18 protein-coding genes are annotated in these 17,729 nt (G+C 64.0%); 13 read left to right on the plus strand and 5 right to left on the minus strand.

The window, feature by feature from the left end:
- Positions 1-6: 6 nt before the first annotated feature.
- The 4 genes from purE to F1002_RS05525 all read right to left on the minus strand — a co-directional run bounded on the left by purE (position 7) and on the right by F1002_RS05525 (position 3,935).
- Positions 7-507, minus strand: a complete 501-nt coding sequence (gene purE / locus F1002_RS05510) for a 5-(carboxyamino)imidazole ribonucleotide mutase (protein WP_150428025.1) — start codon at positions 505-507, stop codon at positions 7-9.
- On the minus strand, positions 508-1,365 hold the full coding sequence (gene folD / locus F1002_RS05515) for a bifunctional methylenetetrahydrofolate dehydrogenase/methenyltetrahydrofolate cyclohydrolase FolD (RefSeq protein WP_150428026.1): 858 nt from the start codon (positions 1,363-1,365) through the stop codon (positions 508-510).
- 84 nt (positions 1,366-1,449) lie between these two features.
- Positions 1,450-2,061, minus strand: a complete 612-nt coding sequence (locus F1002_RS05520; protein WP_150428027.1) for an indolepyruvate oxidoreductase subunit beta — start codon at positions 2,059-2,061, stop codon at positions 1,450-1,452.
- Positions 2,058-3,935 (minus strand): thiamine pyrophosphate-dependent enzyme, encoded by a 1,878-nt coding sequence (locus tag F1002_RS05525; protein WP_150428028.1) that lies wholly within the window; start codon positions 3,933-3,935, stop codon positions 2,058-2,060. Before F1002_RS05525 ends, F1002_RS05520 begins: the two co-directional genes overlap by 4 nt.
- A gap of 184 nt (positions 3,936-4,119) precedes the next feature.
- On the opposite strand from F1002_RS05525, the gene F1002_RS05530 reads away from it, so the two are divergent.
- From F1002_RS05530 to lpdA, 5 genes are all read left to right on the plus strand, one after another.
- Positions 4,120-4,716, plus strand: coding sequence for a cytochrome c oxidase subunit 3 family protein (locus tag F1002_RS05530; protein WP_150428029.1), 597 nt, complete (start codon positions 4,120-4,122; stop codon positions 4,714-4,716).
- A 2-nt stretch (positions 4,717-4,718) separates the two neighbouring features.
- Positions 4,719-5,012, plus strand: a complete 294-nt coding sequence (locus tag F1002_RS05535; RefSeq protein ID WP_150428030.1) for a hypothetical protein — start codon at positions 4,719-4,721, stop codon at positions 5,010-5,012.
- A 252-nt stretch (positions 5,013-5,264) separates the two neighbouring features.
- Positions 5,265-7,946 (plus strand): pyruvate dehydrogenase (acetyl-transferring), homodimeric type, encoded by a 2,682-nt coding sequence (aceE, locus tag F1002_RS05540; protein WP_150428031.1) that lies wholly within the window; start codon positions 5,265-5,267, stop codon positions 7,944-7,946.
- A gap of 16 nt (positions 7,947-7,962) precedes the next feature.
- On the plus strand, positions 7,963-9,276 hold the full coding sequence (gene aceF, locus F1002_RS05545) for a dihydrolipoyllysine-residue acetyltransferase (RefSeq protein WP_150428032.1): 1,314 nt from the start codon (positions 7,963-7,965) through the stop codon (positions 9,274-9,276).
- Positions 9,277-9,288: 12 nt separating this feature from the next.
- Positions 9,289-11,061, plus strand: a complete 1,773-nt coding sequence (lpdA, locus tag F1002_RS05550) for a dihydrolipoyl dehydrogenase (protein WP_150428033.1) — start codon at positions 9,289-9,291, stop codon at positions 11,059-11,061.
- Between the two features lie 189 nt (positions 11,062-11,250).
- On the opposite strand, the gene F1002_RS05555 is transcribed toward lpdA, so the two are convergent.
- Positions 11,251-12,168: a LysR family transcriptional regulator gene (locus F1002_RS05555; RefSeq protein WP_150428034.1), complete on the minus strand. Its 918-nt coding sequence runs from the start codon at positions 12,166-12,168 to the stop codon at positions 11,251-11,253.
- 131 nt (positions 12,169-12,299) lie between these two features.
- On the opposite strand from F1002_RS05555, the gene F1002_RS05560 reads away from it, so the two are divergent.
- From F1002_RS05560 to F1002_RS05595, 8 genes are read left to right on the plus strand one after another with little or no spacing between them, the layout of a single operon-like run.
- A complete protein-coding gene (locus F1002_RS05560) occupies positions 12,300-12,728 on the plus strand; it encodes a hypothetical protein (protein WP_150428035.1) in 429 nt (142 codons plus the stop codon).
- A gap of 22 nt (positions 12,729-12,750) precedes the next feature.
- Complete coding sequence (locus F1002_RS05565) at positions 12,751-13,866, plus strand: alkene reductase (RefSeq protein ID WP_150428036.1); 1,116 nt, start codon at positions 12,751-12,753, stop codon at positions 13,864-13,866.
- A 15-nt stretch (positions 13,867-13,881) separates the two neighbouring features.
- A complete protein-coding gene (locus F1002_RS05570) occupies positions 13,882-14,169 on the plus strand; it encodes a putative quinol monooxygenase (RefSeq protein WP_150428037.1) in 288 nt (95 codons plus the stop codon).
- A 21-nt stretch (positions 14,170-14,190) separates the two neighbouring features.
- A complete protein-coding gene (locus F1002_RS05575; protein ID WP_150428038.1) occupies positions 14,191-15,210 on the plus strand; it encodes a zinc-binding alcohol dehydrogenase family protein in 1,020 nt (339 codons plus the stop codon).
- 41 nt (positions 15,211-15,251) lie between these two features.
- Positions 15,252-15,905, plus strand: a complete 654-nt coding sequence (gene nfsB / locus F1002_RS05580) for an oxygen-insensitive NAD(P)H nitroreductase (protein WP_150428039.1) — start codon at positions 15,252-15,254, stop codon at positions 15,903-15,905.
- A 59-nt stretch (positions 15,906-15,964) separates the two neighbouring features.
- The gene (locus F1002_RS05585; protein ID WP_150428040.1) at positions 15,965-16,522 is read left to right on the plus strand and encodes a YbhB/YbcL family Raf kinase inhibitor-like protein; all 558 of its coding nucleotides are present in this window, start codon (positions 15,965-15,967) and stop codon (positions 16,520-16,522) included.
- Between the two features lie 18 nt (positions 16,523-16,540).
- Positions 16,541-17,020: a cytochrome c gene (locus F1002_RS05590; protein WP_150428041.1), complete on the plus strand. Its 480-nt coding sequence runs from the start codon at positions 16,541-16,543 to the stop codon at positions 17,018-17,020.
- A gap of 15 nt (positions 17,021-17,035) precedes the next feature.
- A complete protein-coding gene (locus F1002_RS05595; protein ID WP_150428042.1) occupies positions 17,036-17,725 on the plus strand; it encodes a cytochrome b/b6 domain-containing protein in 690 nt (229 codons plus the stop codon).
- Positions 17,726-17,729 lie beyond the last annotated feature (4 nt).

Here is a 17,729-nt window from a genome sequence, read left to right on the forward strand (position 1 = left end):
TGCGGCTTACACTTCCGGCAGTTTCATGGCCAGCACCTTCTCGGTCTGGGCCTGGCGGAACGCCTGCAGCTTCGCTTTCAGCGCCGGGTTCTCGTTGGCCAGCATGGCGACGGCGAACAGCGCGGCATTGGCGGCGCCGGCCTCGCCGATGGCGAAGGTGGCGACCGGAATGCCCTTCGGCATCTGCACGATGGAATGCAGGGAATCGACACCGGACAGGGCCTTGGACTGGACCGGCACGCCGAGCACCGGCACGATGGTCTTGGCGGCCAGCATGCCCGGCAGATGGGCGGCACCGCCGGCTCCGGCGATGATCACCTTGAGGCCGCGCTCACCAGCCATGGCGGCGTAGTCGAACAGCAGATCCGGCGTGCGGTGGGCGGAAACGACACGGGCCTCGAAAGGCACGCCGAATTCCTTGAGGATCACGGCAGCGGCCTGCATGGTCGGCCAGTCGGAATCGGAGCCCATGACGACCCCGACGAGCGGTTGGTGTACAGCGTTCATTTAGCGAACCCCTGCCTTGCGTTCAGCGGCCTCGATGGTGTTGGCCAGCAACATGGTAATGGTCATCGGACCGACCCCGCCCGGCACCGGCGTGATCTGGCCGGCGACTTCGAGACAGTCGGCGTAATCGACGTCGCCGCACAGCTTGCCGTCGGGCAGGCGGTTGATGCCGACGTCGATGACGACGGCGCCCGGTTTGATCATGTCACCCTTGACGAACTTCGGCTTGCCGACGGCGGCGACGACGATGTCGGCACGCCGGGTGTGGAAGTTCAGGTCCTTGGTCTTGGAATGGCAGACGGTCACGGTGGCACCGGCGTTGATCAGCAGCATCGCCATCGGCTTGCCGACGATGTTGGAACGACCGATGACCACGGCTTCCTTGCCGGTCAGATCGACATTGCCCTTCTCGAACATCTTCATGACGCCGTACGGGGTACACGGGATGAAACGCGGTGCGCCTTGCGACAGGGCGCCAACGTTCTCGGCATGGAAGCCGTCGACATCCTTCTCGGCGGAGATGGCTTCGAGCACTTTCTCTTCGTCGAAATGCTTCGGCAGCGGCAGTTGGACCAGAATGCCGTGAATGGACGAATCGGCGTTCAGTTCGGCGATCTTGTCGAGCACCACCTGCTGGTCGACATCGCGGTCATAGACGATCTTTTCGGAATGCATGCCGATAGCCAGGCAGCCATTGACCTTGTTCTTCACATAAACCTGGGAGGCCGGGTCTTCGCCGACCAGAATAACCACCAGACCGGGCTTGTGCCCCTTGGCCGCCAGCGCCTCAACGCGGGCCTTGAAGCTCTGGCGCAGTTCGTCTGCCAGCGCCTTGCCGTCGATAATTTGTGCCGTCATCGTCGCATCCAACAAAAAGAAAACGGGAAAGGCAACTGCCTTTCCCTTTGAATTGGAATGGATTTTACCAGATTCAGGCCGCAGTCAGGCGATTGCCGCTTCGGCAGCGCCAACAGCCGCCCTTCCGGACTCGAATGCCTGGCGGTTGAGGGCGACGACTTTCTCGCCCTTGCGCTGGAAGCGCTTGAGTACGCAGTCGAGCAGCACGTCAGCCGAGAACGGCAACTGATCGGCAATGGCGCCTAGCATGACGGTGTTGCCGAGGCGGATATCGCCCAGGCCCTGGGCGATGGTCGTGGCATCGAACGAGACCACCCGTCTGCCGCCTGCCTTCATCTGGCCGACCGGGTCGGACGGGTAGTCGTAGAGACCCAGTTCGACGACCGGCGGCACGAAGCGCGAGTCGTTGACCAGCGCCGCCGCCCCCGGCCGCAGCATGTGCATCCAGCGCAAGCCTTCTGCCGCCTCGAAGGCAAGCAGGACATCGGCCTCACCCGGCGCAATCTGCGGCGACAGGACGCGCGGCCCGAAACGCAGGTGCGAGGACACCACGCCACCGCGTTGCGCCATGCCGGCGACTTCGGTCTTCTTCGCATCGTGACCCAGGGCGATGGCAGCCTCGGCGAGAATTTCGGTTGCCGTCATGACGCCCTGACCACCGATGCCGACAACGAGAATATTGGTCGTGCCGCTCATGCCGAGCATCCTTTCTTGACCAGGGTAATGGGCGACACCGGCGCGTAGTGCTGGATGGCATCCGGCGCGCAGGGCTGGACACACAGACCGCAACCGGTACACACCGACGATTCGATGCGCACGAAGGACAGATCGACCTCGCGCCCGGACCCCTTCACTTCCTTCCCCCTGCGGGTGACGTGAATGGCCGGGCAGCCGACATCGAGACAGTTGCCGCAGCCGGTGCACTTGTCGTCGAGCACCTCGTAGGGCTTGAGCTTGTGGTAGTCCTTGATCAGTACGCAGGGCTGATCGGTCACGATGACCGACACGTCGGGCACCTTGACCTCATCGCGGATGGTCTTGAACAAGGTGGGCAGCTCGTACGGATTGACCTTGTGCACCCGCTCTTCCTTGACGCCCAGCGCCTTGACCAGCTTGACGAAGTCGATGCGTGGCGCCTCTTCGCCGTGGATATCGCGCCCGTTGCCCGGGTTGTCCTGGCCGCCGGTCATGCCGACTGCGCGGTTGTCGAGCAGCAGGACGGTGACATTGGCCTTGTTGTAGACCATGTCGAGCAGGCCTTGCATGCCCATATGCAGGAAGGTCGAGTCGCCGATGACGGCAACGATGCGTTTGTCCTTGTCGGCTTCGCCGCGCCCCTTGTCCATGCCGAGCGCAATGCCCATCGAGGCGCCCATCGACACACAGGTATCCATGGCCTGCCACGGATGGCCGGCCCCCAGCGTGTAGCAGCCGATGTCGCCGGAGATATTGAGGTTGCGCACCTGCGACAGGGTGTAATAGACACCGAGATGCGGACAGGCCACGCACATGGTCGGCGGTCGCGGGAATATCTGCGCCGGGCGAATGGCCGGCGCCGCCTCGTCGACCGGCTCGCCAAGCAGGCGGGCGATGGCCGGCTTGAGCACGGGCGGCGCCAGCTCGCCCTGCAGCGGCAGGATGTCTTTGCCGATGACCGCGATGCCCTGCGCCTTGAGTTCGGTTTCGACCAGCGGCTCGACCTCTTCGACGACGACGGCCTGATCGACCAGGGCCGCCAGTTCGCGGCACTTTTCCAGCGGCAGCGGGCAGGAGAAGCCCAGCTTGAGGACCGGCGCGTTCGGGAAGGATTCCTTGACATGCATGTAGGCCGGGCCGGAGGTGATGAAACCGATACGGCGGTCGCTGCCCGGCTCGATCACGTTGAGCGGCGAGCGCTCGGCCTCGGCACGCAATTCGCCGTCGCGCTTGAACATCAGCGGAATGCGCTTGCCGGCATTGCCCGGCACCATGACGTAACGTGACGGGTCCTTCTTGAACCCGGCGCCGACGTGGGCGTTGCGTTCACCAACGGTGACCAGCGCCTTGACGTGGTTGATGCGGGTCGTCATGCGCAGGATGACCGGCACCTGGAATTTCTCGGAGAGCACGTAGGCAGCCAGCGTCATGTCGTAGGCTTCCTGCGAATCCGCCGGCTCGAACACCGGCACGTGGGCGAAGCGCCCCCAGTAGCGGGAATCCTGTTCGTTCTGCGACGACGACAGGCCGACATCGTCGGCGATGGCGATGACCAGTCCGCCATCCACGCCGGTCAGGGTCAGCGTCATCAGCGCATCGGAGGCGACATTCATGCCGACATGCTTCATGCAGCAGAAGGCGCGCGAGCCGGCATAGGCGGCGCCGATGGCGACCTCCAGCGAGACTTTCTCGTTGACCGACCATTCGGCATAGATGTCCGGATAGGTCGATATGACTTCGAGCATTTCGGTCGACGGCGTGCCGGGATAGGCGGCAGCCACCTTCACGCCGGCCTCCCAGACCGCGCGGGCGACCGCTTCGTTACCGGACATCAGAATCCGGCTGGCTGCCGGCGCGGGCATGACTGCCGCCATATCGACTCCTCGAGAAATCAATTGAAAACCCACGATTATAGGAAGGTCATTTTTTATGGATTTGATACAACGCAATTCAAACAAGCTTTTCACCTTGTGTCACAAACCTGCACGATTGATGAACATCAATGCCCGGTGACGACATGTACAAGGACAATGTCCGCGTTGCCTCCATCGCGCCGCCATGAACGCCGCCACGCTCGACCTCGCCCCGCCAGAAGCCCCTGTCCGCCACATCCCCGGCAACAAGGGGATCTGGGTCGGTATCACCTGCGAGTTCGTCGAGTTCGCTGTATTGTTCGCGGTGTATTTCATCGCCCGCGCCCATTTTCCGGACGCCTTCCACGAAGGCGCCCAGCGCCTGAATATCCTCGCCGGCACCAGCATCACCCTGCTGATGATCACCAGCAGCTATTGCATCGCCTGCTCGGTCAACGCCATCCGCCAGAACAAACACCGCAGCGCCGTGATCTGGCTGGTCGCCGGGCTGGTCATCGCCCTCGGCTACCCCATCGTGAAGATCCTCGAAATCAACTGGAACCTGGCGCACGGCATCAACGGGGAATCGGGGATTTTCTTCACCGTCTACTATTACCTGACCTTCAACCACCTGGTGCATGCCACCTGGGGCATCCTCGGCATCCTGTGGGTACTCGCCCGCCTGCTGTTCCACGGCTACACGGCCGACGATTACGCCGGACTCGAGGCACTGGCCAGTTACTGGCACGCCACCGACATCATCTGGCTGGTCATCTTCCCCTTCTTCTACGTCCTCGCCTGAGCATGCCCGCGAAAGACCATTTCCCCCTGCTCACCGCCGCCTGGCTGGCCCTGGTGGCGCTGACGCTCGCCAGCCTCGGACTCGGCGAATGGTTCCGCGCAGCCGCCTGGCTGCCCGCCCTGGTCGCTGCGATCATGTGGCTCAAGGGCATCGTGATCGCCCGCTGCTTCATCGAATCGCACATCGCCCACCCCTTCATTGCGCGCGTGCTCACGGTCTTCATCGCCTTCGCGCCGATCGCCCTGCTCATCACGGCCTTCTTCGGCAACACCGTGGCCCGCTGGGCCAGCATCTAAGCAGCTCCACCCACTGGCGACCGAACGTCCGGCACGGGCGATTTCGGTCCGTCAACCCATCCGGCATACGTGAAATCCCTAAGCAAAAATACCCGAAAAACATGCTCACCTTTATTGCACGATGCGAATTTTGTTTTTACAATGCGAAACACGCATTAGGGAAAGTACGGACGCGCGAACCGGTCCGCAAGGAGTAAAGTTGTTTTGCTAAACACAGGCAAAACAGAATGAACACCAACCGTGGAGACAAACATGGCCAACCAGCCGAATGCACTGCCTGATCCTGCCGACGTCGATCCGCAGGAAACAAAAGAATGGATGGATGCCCTCGAAGGCGTCATCAACGTCGAAGGCCCGACCCGCGCCCACTACCTGATCGAGAAAGTCATCGGCCAGGCCCGCCAGCAGGGAGTCGACATTCCCTACTCGGCGAATACCGAATACATCAACACCATTCCTGTCGACCAGCAGCCGAAGTACCCCGGCAACGCCGACATGGAAATCAAGATTCACTCCTACATCCGCTGGAACGCCATGGCCATGGTCGTCCGCGCCAACAAGGACACCAACGTCGGCGGCCACATCGCCTCCTTCGCTTCTGCCGCCGCCCTGTACGACGTCGGCTTCTCGCATTTCTGGCACGCCCCGTCCGCCGACCATGACGGCGACCTGATCTTCTTCCAGGGCCACTCGGTACCGGGCGTCTATTCGCGCGCCTTCATGCTCGGCCGCTTCACCGAGGAGCAGATGGACAGCTTCCGCCAGGAAACCGGCGGCAAAGGCATCTCCTCCTACCCGCACCCGTGGCTGATGCCGGATTTCTGGCAATTCCCGACCGTATCGATGGGCCTCGGCCCGATCCAGGCCATCTATCAGGCCCGCTTCATGAAGTACCTCGCCTCGCGCGGCCTGATCGACGCTGCCAAGGCAGAAAAGCGCAAGGTCTGGGCCTTCCTCGGCGACGGCGAGACCGACGAAGTCGAATCGCTCGGCGCCATCGGCATGGCCGGCCGCGAAAAGCTGGACAACCTGATCTTCGTCATCAACTGCAACCTGCAGCGTCTGGACGGCCCGGTACGCGGCAACGGCAAGATCATCCAGGAACTGGAAGGCGAATTCCGCGGTTCCGGCTGGAACGTCATCAAGCTGATCTGGGGCACCCAGTGGGATACCCTGTTCCAGCGCGACAAGACCGGCATCCTGAAGAAGCGCATGATGGAACTGTGCGACGGCGAGTACCAGACCTTCAAGGCCAAGAACGGCGCCTACGTCCGCGAACATTTCTTCAATACGCCGGAACTGAAGGCACTGGTCGCCGACTGGACCGATGATCAGGTGTGGAACCTGAACCGTGGCGGCCACGACCTCTTCAAGATCTTCGCCGCCTACAACGCCGCCGTCACCCACAAGGGCGCTCCGACCCTGATCCTGGCCAAGACCATCAAGGGCTTCGGCATGGGCCAGGCCGGCGAGGCGATGAATATCTCCCACCAGCAGAAGAAGATGGACAAGGAGCAGATCGGCCGCTTCCGTGACCGCTTCAACCTGCCGGTACCGGACGACAAGCTGGAAGAACTGCCTTACCTCAAGTTCGCCGAAGACTCGCCCGAGTACCAGTACATGCGCCAACGCCGCATGGACCTCGGCGGCTTCCTGCCGTCGCGCCGCCGCAAGGCCGACCCGCTGGCCATCCCGGCCCTCGACACCTATGCCGCGCTGTTGAAGGCTTCCGGCGAAGGCCGCGAACTGTCGACCACGATGGCCATCGTCCGCATCATGAACATGCTGCTGAAGGACAAGCAGGTCGGCAAGAACGTCGTGCCCATCGTGCCGGACGAGTCCCGCACCTTCGGCATGGAAGGCATGTTCCGTGCCGTCGGCATCTGGAACCAGGAAGGCCAGAACTACGTGCCGGAAGACCATGACCAGCTGATGTTCTACAAGGAATCGAAGACCGGTCAGGTTCTCCAGGAAGGCATCAACGAAGCCGGTGCGATGAGTGACTGGATCGCCGCCGCCACCTCGTACTCGGTGCATGGCGTGCAGACCATTCCGTTCTACATCTGCTACTCGATGTTCGGCCTGCAACGCACCCTGGACCTCGTCTGGGCGGCTGGCGACCAGCGCGCCCGCGGCTTCCTGGTCGGCGGTACCGCCGGCCGCACGACGCTGAACGGCGAAGGCCTGCAGCACGAGGACGGCCACAGCCTGATCCTGTCGCAACTGGTGCCGAACTGCGTCTCCTACGACCCGACCTTCCAGTACGAAGTCGCCGTCGTCGTCCAGGACGGCATGCGCCGCATGTTCGCCGAACAGGAAGACGTCTTCTACTACATCACCGTGATGAACGAGAACTACGAGCACCCGGACATGCCGGCTGGTGCCGAGGCCGACATCATCAAGGGCATGTACCAGTTCAAGAAAGGTGGCGAAGGCAAGCTGCGCGTCCAGCTGCTCGGCTCCGGCACCATCTTCCGCGAAGTCATCGCTGCCGCCGACCTGCTCAAGAACGATTGGGGCGTCGAGGCCGACATCTGGGGCTGCCCGTCCTTCAACGAACTGGCCCGCGACGGCCAGGACACCGCCCGCTGGAACCTGCTGCACCCGCTGGAAGCCCCGAAGCTGTCGCACGTCGAGCAGAAGCTGGCCGGCGCCGAAGGTCCGGTGATTGCCGCAACCGACTACATCAAGCTGTTCTCCGAGCAGATCCGCCCGTTCGTCAAGAACACCTACATCACGCTGGGCACCGACGGTTTCGGTCGTTCCGACACCCGCGAGAAGCTGCGTCACCACTTCGAAGTCGATCGTCACTGGGTCACCCTGGCTGCCCTGAAGGCCCTGGCTGACGAAGGCAAGATCGAGCGCGAGAAGGTTGCCGCCGCCCTGGTCAAGTACAACCTGGATCCGGCCAAGCCGAATCCGATGTCTGTTTAATCGGGAGGAGACGACAATGAGCCAAATCATCGAAGTCAAAGTCCCGGATATCGGCGATTTCTCCGACGTGCCGGTCATCGACCTGTTCGTCAAGGTCGGCGATAGCATCAAGGTCGACGACGCCATCGCCACCCTCGAATCCGACAAGGCGACCATGGACGTGCCGAGCACCGTTGCCGGTGTGGTCAAGGAAGTGCTGGTCCAGCTCGGCTCCAAGGTCAGCGAAGGTGCGCTGCTGATCAAGGTCGAAACCGGTGCTGGCGCTGCTGAAGCCGCCCCGGCTCCGCAAGCAGCTGCCCCGGCCGCAGCGCCCGCGCCTGCCGTCGCTCCGGCTCCGGTTGCAGCGCCGGCCGCTGCCCCTGCTGCCGCGCCGGCCGCATTGGCCCCGGCCCTGCCGATCGGTTCCAAGGTTCATGCCTCGCCGTCCGTCCGCGCCTATGCCCGCGAACTGGGCATCGACCTGAGCAAGGTCACCGCCACCGGACCGAAGGGCCGCCTGGTCAAGGAAGACCTGACCAAGTACGTCAAGGCCGTGCTGTCCGGCGCCATTTCCGGCCCGGTCGCCTCCGCCGGCGGCGGCATCAGCGGTGGTGGCACGCTCGACCTGCTGCCCTGGCCGAAGGTCGATTTCAGCAAGTTCGGTGAGATCGAAGTCAAGCCGCTGTCGCGCATCAAGAAGATTTCCGGCCAGAACCTGTCGCGCAACTGGGTGATGATCCCGGCCGTGACCTATCACGAAGACGCCGACATCACCGACCTCGAAGCCTTCCGCGTCCAGTTGAACAAGGAAAACGAGAAGTCCGGCAACAAGCTGACCATGCTCGCCTTCCTGATCAAGGCCTGCGTCAAGGCCATGCAGCGCTTCCCGGAATTCAACGCCTCGCTCGACGGCGACAACCTGGTGCTGAAGAAGTACTTCAACATCGGCTTCGCGGCCGACACCCCGAACGGCCTGGTCGTGCCGGTGGTCAAGAATGCCGACAAGAAGGGCGTCTTCGAGATCGCCAAGGAAACCGGCGAACTGGCCAAGCTGGCCCGTGACGGCAAGCTCAAGCCGGCCGACATGTCCGGCGCGTGCTTCACCATTTCCAGCCTGGGCGGTATCGGCGGCACCTACTTCGCGCCCATCGTCAATGCACCGGAAGTCGCCATCCTCGGCGTCAACAAGTCGGCCATGAAGCCGGTGTGGGACGGCAAGCAGTTTGTGCCGCGCCTGACCCTGCCGCTGTCGCTGACCGCCGATCACCGCGTCATCGACGGCGCGCTGGCTACCCGCTTCAACGTCTATGTCGCCGAACTGCTGGCCGACATGCGCCGCATGATCGTCTAAGGGAGAGTGAGCATGAGTCTCGTTGAAGTCAAAGTCCCGGATATTGGCGATTTTTCCGACGTTCCTGTCATCGACCTGTTCGTCAAGGTCGGCGACAGCGTCAAGTTGGACGACGCCATCTGCACGCTGGAATCCGACAAGGCCACGATGGATGTGCCCTCGCCGGTTGAAGGCACGGTCAAGGAAGTGCTGGTCCAACTCGGCTCCAAGGTCAGCGAAGGTACGCTGCTGATCAAAGTGGAAGCCGGTGCTGCGGCGGGTGCAGCGGCTCCGGCCGCCCAGCCTGCCGCCCCCGCTCCGGTGGCGGCACCGGTTGCTGCCCCAGCAGCAGCCAGCCACGGCGGTTCGGCCGACATGGAATGCGAAATGCTCGTCCTCGGCGCCGGCCCCGGCGGCTATTCCGCCGCCTTCCGCGCCGCCGACCTCGGCCTCAAGACCGTCATCGTCGAGCGCTACGCCACCCTCGGCGGCGTCTGCCTCAACGTCGGTTGCATCCCATCCAAGGCCCTGCTGCACGTTGCTGCAGTGATGGAAGAGGCCCAGCACGCGTCCGACCTCGGTGTCACCTTCGCCGCCCCGACGGTCGATATCGACAAGCTGCGCGCCCACAAGGACAAGGTCGTCGGCAAGCTGACCGGCGGCCTGGCCGGCATGGCCAAGGGCCGCAAGGTCGACATCGTGCGCGGCTATGGTGCCTTCCTCGATCCGAACCACATCGAGGTCGAAGTCACCGACGGCACGTCGCAAGACAAGACCGGTGCCAAGAAGGTCATCAAGTTCAAGCAGTGCATCATCGCCGCCGGTTCGGCGGCCGTGCATCTGCCCTTCATCCCGCGCGACCCGCGCATCGTCGATTCGACTGGCGCGCTGGAACTGCGCTTCGTGCCGAAGAAGATGCTGGTCATCGGCGGCGGCATCATCGGCCTGGAAATGGCCACTGTCTATTCCACCCTCGGCGCCCGCGTCGATGTCGTGGAGATGATGGACGGCCTGATGCAGGGTCCGGATCGCGATGCCGTCAAGGTCTGGGAGAAGCAGAATGCCAGCCGTTTCGACAAGATCATGCTGAAGACCAAGACGGTCGCTGTCGATGCCAGGGAAGATGGCCTGTACGTCACTTTTGAAGGCGAAGGCGTGTCGCCGGAACCGGTCAAGTACGACATGATCCTGCAAGCCGCCGGCCGGGCGCCGAATGGCAAGAAGATCGCCGCCGAGAAGGCCGGCGTCGTCGTCACCGACCGCGGTTTCATCCCGGTCGATGCGCAGATGCGGACCAACGTGCCGCATATCTTCGCCATTGGCGATGTCGTCGGTCAGCCGATGTTGGCCCACAAGGCGGTGCATGAGGCGCACGTCGCGGCGGAAGTCGCGGCCGGCCACAAGGCGGCTTTCGATGCGCAGGTGATTCCGGGCGTGGCCTATACCCATCCGGAAGTGGCATGGGTCGGCTATACCGAGGAGCAGGCGAAGAAGGAAGGGCGCAAGGTCGAGACGGCCAAGTTCCCGTGGGCGGCTTCCGGCCGCGCCATCGCCAACGGTGCCGACTACGGCTTCACCAAGCTGATCTTCGATGCCGAGACGCATCGCGTCATCGGCGGCGCCATCGTCGGCCCGTCGGCCGGCGACATGATCGGCGAGGTTTGCCTGGCGATCGAAATGGGCTGCGATGCGGTCGATATCGGCAAGACCATTCACCCACACCCGACCCTGGGCGAAACCGTCGGCATGGCTGCCGAAGTCGCTCACGGTTCTTGCACGGATGTCCCGCCCCCGCGCAAGAAGTAAGGATCTCAGAGCCTCTGCGTTACGCTAAGCAATTAGCGTTCGGTTTGGGCGACGGCTAGCGCCGTCGCCTTTTTTTCATCCGGCGCCGCGCTCGTCACAGCGCGCTTTTCGCCAGATCGGCCGCAACGCATGCCATCCGCCAGGGAGCGGATCATCCCTCCGGGCGCGACGGCTTTTCCCGCGTTTCATTCACGCCTTGATCTGGATCGACTGCAGCAACCGGGCGCAGCGCTCCGCCAGGAATCCCCGCAGTGCCTGCACCATCGGGCTGACCTGACGCCTGTCGGCGCAGATCAGATTGAGCGGCGCCAACTCGCCCGACCATTCCGTACACAGGCCCACCAGCCGGCCGTCCCGCAAATCGTCGGCGACATCGAGCGTCGATTTGTAGGCGATCCCATGGCCGGCCAGCGCCCAGCGGCGCACCGCATCGCCGTCGTCGGAAACGCGGTTGCCGCGTACCTGCACCGACACCTCCCGTCCATCACGGAAGAAGTGCCAGCGGTCATGAACGGTATCGCCCAGCGTAAAGCACAGGCAACTGTGGTCAATCAACGCTTCCGGATAAGCCGGCACGCCGGCACGTGCCAGATAAGCCGGCGCCGCACACAGGATGCGACGGTTCCGCGGCTCAACCGGCAGGGCCACCAGGCTGGAGTCGGGCAGGGCGCCGTAACGCAGGGCAAGATCCACGGGCTTGCGATAGATGTCGGTCAGCCGGTCGGAGAGCAGCAGGCGCAGCTGGATGCGCGGATGGAGCACCTGGAAATCATCCAGCCAGTTCAGCACGACATTGCGCCCCAGATCGGAAGGGAGCGACAACTGCAAGATTCCGCGCAAGGCGGCACTGCCGGTCAGTGCCGCATCCCGCCCGTCGGCCAGCACCTGCAGCGCCTGCCGGCAAGGCTCCAGGAAAACCTGACCTTCGCGCGTCAGGCGCAGGCTGCGTGTGGTACGCAGGAAGAGCGGGGCATCGACCTCCGCCTCCAGCCGCTTCACCGCCAGGCTGGCCGCAGCCGGGCTCAAGTCCAGATGCCGGGCGGCCGCCGACAGGCTGCCGGTGTCGGCCGCCAGAACGAAAACCTCCATGTCCCGCAACATGCGCATGGCGCCATCCTAATGCGCCTCCCCGCAATTTTCAACGAATCATTGAAAGTCAATCTCCATTTGCCTGCTTTTTAAACAGATGGATCGCTCGCATCATTCGTCCATCGCCATTCAACCCGACGTGCAAAGCCATGGACACCGCCCCGACGCCACCCGAGCACTGGCAGTTCGATCACCTCAGCCTGGTCACCTCATCGCCAGCGGACGGCACCGCCAGCGTGCTGGCCGATCTGCTCGGCCTGCGCCCCGGCTATCGCCCGCCGTTTCCCTTCCCCGGGCGCTGGTTCTACAACGGCGATCAGGCCAGCCTGCATGTCATCGACGCACCGGCCACGCTCTCGCCTGAAACAACGGCCACCGCCATCAGCCATATCGCCTTCCGCAGCGATGCCTCGCTCAATTCCCTGCTGCCACGCCTGAACGCGACAGGAAAGCCCTATCGCGTCATGCGCATACCGGAACAACAGACCGTCCAGATTTTTGTTCAGATGAACAAGGAGTTGCTCATCGAACTGGATGTTCCGGCAAGCGCCGACGACCCTTCCCCAGCCGACTACTGATCACCTCAGGAGGTGCCCGACCATGAACGACAAGCAGATACCCTCTCCTCTCTTCTTCCCCGAGCAGCTGGGTAGTTTCATGCTGCCCAACCGCGTCGCTCTGGCCCCGATGACCCGTTGCCGGACCACCCAGCCGGGCGACGTGCCCAATGCCTTGATGGCCGAGTATTACGCCCAGCGGGCCGGCGCCGGCCTGATGATCAGCGAGGCCACGCAGATTTCCCGTCAGGGACAGGGCTACAGCTTCACGCCGGGCATCTACTCGGCCGAGCAGGTCGCTGGCTGGCGGCTGGTCACCGATGCCGTGCATGCGGCGGGCGGCCGCATCTTCCTGCAGCTCTGGCATGTCGGCCGCATGTCGCACGCCAGCTTCCACGACGGCCGCGCCCCGGTCGCGCCCTCCGCGCTGTTACCCGATGCCCAGGTCTGGGTCGTGGGTGAGGACGGGATCGGTCGCATGGTCGACTGCCCCTTGCCGCGCGCCCTCGGCATCGATGAAATTGCCGCGATCGTCGGCGACTTCCGGCGCGCTGCCGCCAACGCCATGGTGGCCGGTTTCGACGGGGTCGAAATCCACGGTGCCAACGGCTACCTGATCGACCAGTTCCTGCGCAGCACCTCCAACCAGCGGACCGATGACTACGGCGGCAGCATCTCCAACCGCGTGCGCTTCGCCGACGAAGTCATCTCTGCCGTTGCCGACGAAATCGGCCCGCAGCGCGTCGGCATCCGCCTGTCGCCCTACATTACCGCTCGCGGCATGGCCTGCCCGGAAATCATCTCGACCATCCTCAAGGTGGCGCGCCTGGCCGAGGCCAAGCGCATCGCCTATATCCACCTCTCGGAAGCCGACTGGGACGACGCTCCGCAGATACCGTCGCACTTCCGGCATGAACTGCGCCGCCAATTCGGCGGGGCAATCATCGTCGCCGGGCGCTACGACCAGTCCCGCGCCGAGGAAATCATCGATATCGGCCTGGCCGACATGGTCGCCTTCGGCCGTCCCTTCATCGCCAACCCCGACCTGCCGGCCCGCATGGCCAACGGCTGGCCGCTTGCCGACTTCGATCCCACCACGCTGTTCGGCGGAGACGGGCGCGGCTATGTGGACTACCCGGCCCATGCCGTGAGCCGGTAACAAAGGAAAACCGACATGTCCTTAAGCATTATCGCCACCATCGTCGCCCAGGCCGAGCACCGCGAAACGGTCCTCCAGGCATTGACCGCCATGCTCGCCCCCACCCGTGCCGAAGCCGGCTGCCGACAGTACGACCTGCATGTTGACCAGAGCGACCCGAACCGCCTGGTCATGATCGAACGCTGGAGCGACGACGCCGCACTCGACGCCCATATCGCCACATCGCACATGGCGCAGCTCAAGGCGGTCATTGCCGATAAAACCGCCGGCATCGACATCCAGCGCCTCACCCATGTCGCCTGACATCCAGACCAAGGAATTCCCATGAAAGCCGTTGCCTACCAAAACACGCTGCCCATCGACAATCCGGCCGCCCTGCAGGATATCGAACTGCCCGACCCCGTCGCGACCGGGCGTGACCTGCTGGTCGAAGTCAAAGCGATCTCCGTCAATCCGGTCGACACCAAGATTCGCGCCGGGCGCCAGCCCGCTGCGGGCCAGTGGGGCGTGCTGGGCTGGGATGCCGCCGGTGTCGTCCGCGCCGTCGGCCCCGATGTCACGCTGTTCAAGCCGGGCGACCGCGTCTGGTACGCCGGCGATATCACCCGCCCGGGCAGCAATGCGGAGCTGCAGCTGGTCGATGAACGCATCGTCGGCCGCATGCCGGCCCGGTTGGGTTTTGCCGAAGCCGCAGCCCTGCCGCTGACCGCCATCACCGCCTGGGAACTGCTCTTCGACCGACTCGGCGTCGCCCCAGGCAAGCGCCCGAGCGAGGACTCGCTGCTCATCGTCGGCGCAGCCGGCGGCGTCGGCTCCATCCTCACCCAACTGGCCAGCCGCCTGACTTCGCTGACGGTCATCGGCACCGCCTCCCGCCCCGAGACCCAGGCCTGGGTGCGCGAACTCGGCGCCCACCACGTCATCGACCACAACCAGCCCTTCGCCGCCGAACTGGCGCGTATCGGCCGGAAGAACGTCACCCTGGTGGCCAGCCTCAACAACACGCAAGGGCATTTCGGGCAGATCGTCGACGTCATGGCCCCGCAAGGCCGTTTTGCCTTGATCGACGATCCGTCCGTCCCGCTCGACATCATGAAGCTCAAGGGCAAGAGCATCTCGCTGCACTGGGAGCTGATGTTCACCCGTTCGCTGTTCCAGACCGCCGACATGATCGCCCAGCACCGCCTGCTCAACGAGGTTGCCGCCCTGGTCGACGAAGGGGTCATCCGGACCACCCTCGGCGAGCATTTCGGCGCCATCAACGCAGCCAATCTGAAGCAGGCCCATGCGCATATTGAAAGCGGCAAGGCGCGCGGCAAGATCGTTCTCGAAAACTTCAGCTGACCACATCCGTACCACCCCAATTACCTCAGGGAGACATCTGCATGAACATCGTCCATCACGCCCAGACCCGCTACACCACCAAGTCCTTCGACGCCAGCCGCAAGATTCCGGCCGAGACCTTCGAGGAAATCCGCCAGCTGTTGCGCTTCGCGCCGTCATCGGTGAACTCGCAACCCTGGCACTTCGTCGTCGCCAGCAGCGACGAGGCCAAGGCGCGCATCGCCAAGGCCACCCAGCCCGGTTACGCCTACAACGAAGCCAAGATCAAGAACGCTTCGCACGTCATCGTCTTCTGCGCCCGCGCCGCCTTCGACGACGCCCACCTGGCAAGCCTGCTCGAACAGGAAGACAAGGACGGCCGCTTCGCCTCGCCGGAAGCCAAGGCCGGCCAGAACACCGCGCGCAGCTTCTACGTGAACCTGCACCGCTTCGACACCAAGGACGCCCAGCACTGGATGGAGAAGCAGGTCTACCTTGCCCTGGGCACCGCCCTGCTCGGCGCTTCGACGCTCGGCATCGACGCCTGCCCGATGGAAGGTTTCGACGCCCGCATCCTCGATGAGGAACTGGGGCTGCGCGCCAAGGGCTACACCGGCATCGTCATTCTCTCGCTCGGCTACCGCAGCCCGGAAGACTTCAACGCCAAGCTGCCGAAGTCCCGCCTGCCGGAAACCGCCGTCTTCACCAATCTGTAATCCGGAGGGGGCGACCGCCCCTTTCACCAAGCCTCCCCATCGTTTTTCAAGGAACCGCCATGAAGTCATTCTCCATGCGGGCGACCCCGATCGCCCTGCTGTTTGCCCTTGCCGCTGCCCCGGCCCTCGCTGCCGACTTCTCGCTGACCGTCTCCGGCATCAAGAACGGCCAGGCCGCCGCTGCCGAAAACTACTGGAACAACTTCGGCTGCTCGGGCGGCAACGTCATGCCCAAGCTTGAATGGAAGAACGCCCCGGCCGGCACCAAGAGTTTCGCGCTCACGTTCTACGACAAGGATGCGCCGACCGGTAGCGGCTTCTGGCACTGGGTTGCCTACAACATCCCGGCCGACACGCAGGGCCTGCCCGGCGGCGCCAACGGCGGCAGCCTGCCCGCCGGTGCCGTCGAAGGCAACACCGACCTCGGCAAACCGGGCTTCTTCGGCCCTTGCCCGCCGGTCGGCCGCAAGCATCACTACATATGGACCGTGCATGCATTGAAGACCGATGCCCTGGCGGTCGACAAGAACGCCAGCCCCGCCCTGGTCGGTTTCTACCTCTGGCAGAACCGTCTCGGGGAAGCCTCGGTGACCGTCACCGCCGGCCCACGCAAATAACCGCGAAAGGAAAACACCATGACCCGCAACACCACCCGCGCCCTGACGACGGCCGTACTGCTCCTGCTCTCCGGCAGCGTCCTCGCCCAGCAACTGCCGCAGCTCAAGCCCGACGAAGTGATCCGCTACCGCAAGGCGGGCTATGCCTTCATGAACTGGAACATGACCAAGCTCAAGGCCATGCTCGACGGCAGCGTCCCCTTCAACAAGGATCAGGCGCTGGCCGCCGCCGCCTCGATCAACAGCACCGTCAATTCCGGCATGGGCGCGCTCTACACCCCGGGATCGGACAAGGATTCAGGCAATGAAAAAACGCGCCTGAAATCGGAATTTTTCACCCAGCCCGACAAGGTCAAGGAAGTGGCCGGCGCCTACCGGATTGCCGGCACGAAGCTGGCCGCGGCCGCCGCCACTGGCGATCCGTCCCAGATCAAGCCCGCATTCGACGAAATGGGCAAGGCCTGCAAGGGCTGCCACGAAGCGTTCCGCAAGGACTGAGCCAGGAGGCCCGCCATGACCGCCAGCCGCATTCGCCTGTGGGACCTTCCCCTTCGCCTCTTTCACTGGAGCCTTGTCGCGACGGTGCTGGGCGCCATAAGCACCGGACTGATCGGCGGTGGCTGGATGGTCTGGCACGGGCGGCAGGGACTGGCGGTGGTTGGGCTGCTCGCATTCCGGCTGGTTTGGGGATTTGTCGGCTCCACCCACGCCCGCTTCGCCGCCTTTTTCCCGACACCGGGCAAGATCGCCGCCTACCTGCGCGGCCAATGGCAAGGCGTCGGCCACAACCCGCTGGGCGCGCTTTCCGTCTTCGCCCTGCTGGGCTTGCTGAGCGTCCAGGTCGCCAGCGGCCTGCTCGCCAACGACGACATCGCCTTCAACGGCCCGCTTTATCCGCTGATCGACAAGGCGCTGAGCGATGCCGCCACCGGCTGGCATCGCCTGGTCGTCAATGCCCTCTACCTGCTGCTCGCGCTGCATGTCGCGGCCATTGCGTTCCATGCCCGCATCAAGCGCCAGAATCTCGTCCGGCCCATGATCACCGGTTGGCACGAAGGCCCGGCCGAACAGGAGAGCCGGGGCGGCGGCCTCCCGCTCTTCGTTTGCGCGCTGATCGTTGCGCTCGCCGTGACCTACGCAGCCAGCGGCATGTGGATACCCGCTCCCGCCCCCCTGGCGCCGGCACCGACCATGGACTGGTAGGCCG

Origin of the sequence: Dechloromonas sp. CZR5 (assembly GCF_008711155.1) — a bacterium.
GTDB lineage: Bacteria > Pseudomonadota > Gammaproteobacteria > Burkholderiales > Rhodocyclaceae > Azonexus.

What these genes read in the sequence shown, in the direction of transcription:
- purE (WP_150428025.1), bottom strand. Translation starts at nt 507, where the DNA reads ATGAACGCTGTACACCAACCGCTCGTCGGGGTCGTCATGGGCTCCGAT.
- folD (WP_150428026.1), bottom strand. Translation starts at nt 1,365, where the DNA reads ATGACGGCACAAATTATCGACGGCAAGGCGCTGGCAGACGAACTGCGC.
- F1002_RS05520 (WP_150428027.1), bottom strand. Translation starts at nt 2,061, where the DNA reads ATGAGCGGCACGACCAATATTCTCGTTGTCGGCATCGGTGGTCAGGGC.
- F1002_RS05525 (WP_150428028.1), bottom strand. Translation starts at nt 3,935, where the DNA reads ATGGCGGCAGTCATGCCCGCGCCGGCAGCCAGCCGGATTCTGATGTCC.
- F1002_RS05530 (WP_150428029.1), top strand. Translation starts at nt 4,120, where the DNA reads ATGAACGCCGCCACGCTCGACCTCGCCCCGCCAGAAGCCCCTGTCCGC.
- F1002_RS05535 (WP_150428030.1), top strand. Translation starts at nt 4,719, where the DNA reads ATGCCCGCGAAAGACCATTTCCCCCTGCTCACCGCCGCCTGGCTGGCC.
- aceE (WP_150428031.1), top strand. Translation starts at nt 5,265, where the DNA reads ATGGCCAACCAGCCGAATGCACTGCCTGATCCTGCCGACGTCGATCCG.
- aceF (WP_150428032.1), top strand. Translation starts at nt 7,963, where the DNA reads ATGAGCCAAATCATCGAAGTCAAAGTCCCGGATATCGGCGATTTCTCC.
- lpdA (WP_150428033.1), top strand. Translation starts at nt 9,289, where the DNA reads ATGAGTCTCGTTGAAGTCAAAGTCCCGGATATTGGCGATTTTTCCGAC.
- F1002_RS05555 (WP_150428034.1), bottom strand. Translation starts at nt 12,168, where the DNA reads ATGCGCATGTTGCGGGACATGGAGGTTTTCGTTCTGGCGGCCGACACC.
- F1002_RS05560 (WP_150428035.1), top strand. Translation starts at nt 12,300, where the DNA reads ATGGACACCGCCCCGACGCCACCCGAGCACTGGCAGTTCGATCACCTC.
- F1002_RS05565 (WP_150428036.1), top strand. Translation starts at nt 12,751, where the DNA reads ATGAACGACAAGCAGATACCCTCTCCTCTCTTCTTCCCCGAGCAGCTG.
- F1002_RS05570 (WP_150428037.1), top strand. Translation starts at nt 13,882, where the DNA reads ATGTCCTTAAGCATTATCGCCACCATCGTCGCCCAGGCCGAGCACCGC.
- F1002_RS05575 (WP_150428038.1), top strand. Translation starts at nt 14,191, where the DNA reads ATGAAAGCCGTTGCCTACCAAAACACGCTGCCCATCGACAATCCGGCC.
- nfsB (WP_150428039.1), top strand. Translation starts at nt 15,252, where the DNA reads ATGAACATCGTCCATCACGCCCAGACCCGCTACACCACCAAGTCCTTC.
- F1002_RS05585 (WP_150428040.1), top strand. Translation starts at nt 15,965, where the DNA reads ATGAAGTCATTCTCCATGCGGGCGACCCCGATCGCCCTGCTGTTTGCC.
- F1002_RS05590 (WP_150428041.1), top strand. Translation starts at nt 16,541, where the DNA reads ATGACCCGCAACACCACCCGCGCCCTGACGACGGCCGTACTGCTCCTG.
- F1002_RS05595 (WP_150428042.1), top strand. Translation starts at nt 17,036, where the DNA reads ATGACCGCCAGCCGCATTCGCCTGTGGGACCTTCCCCTTCGCCTCTTT.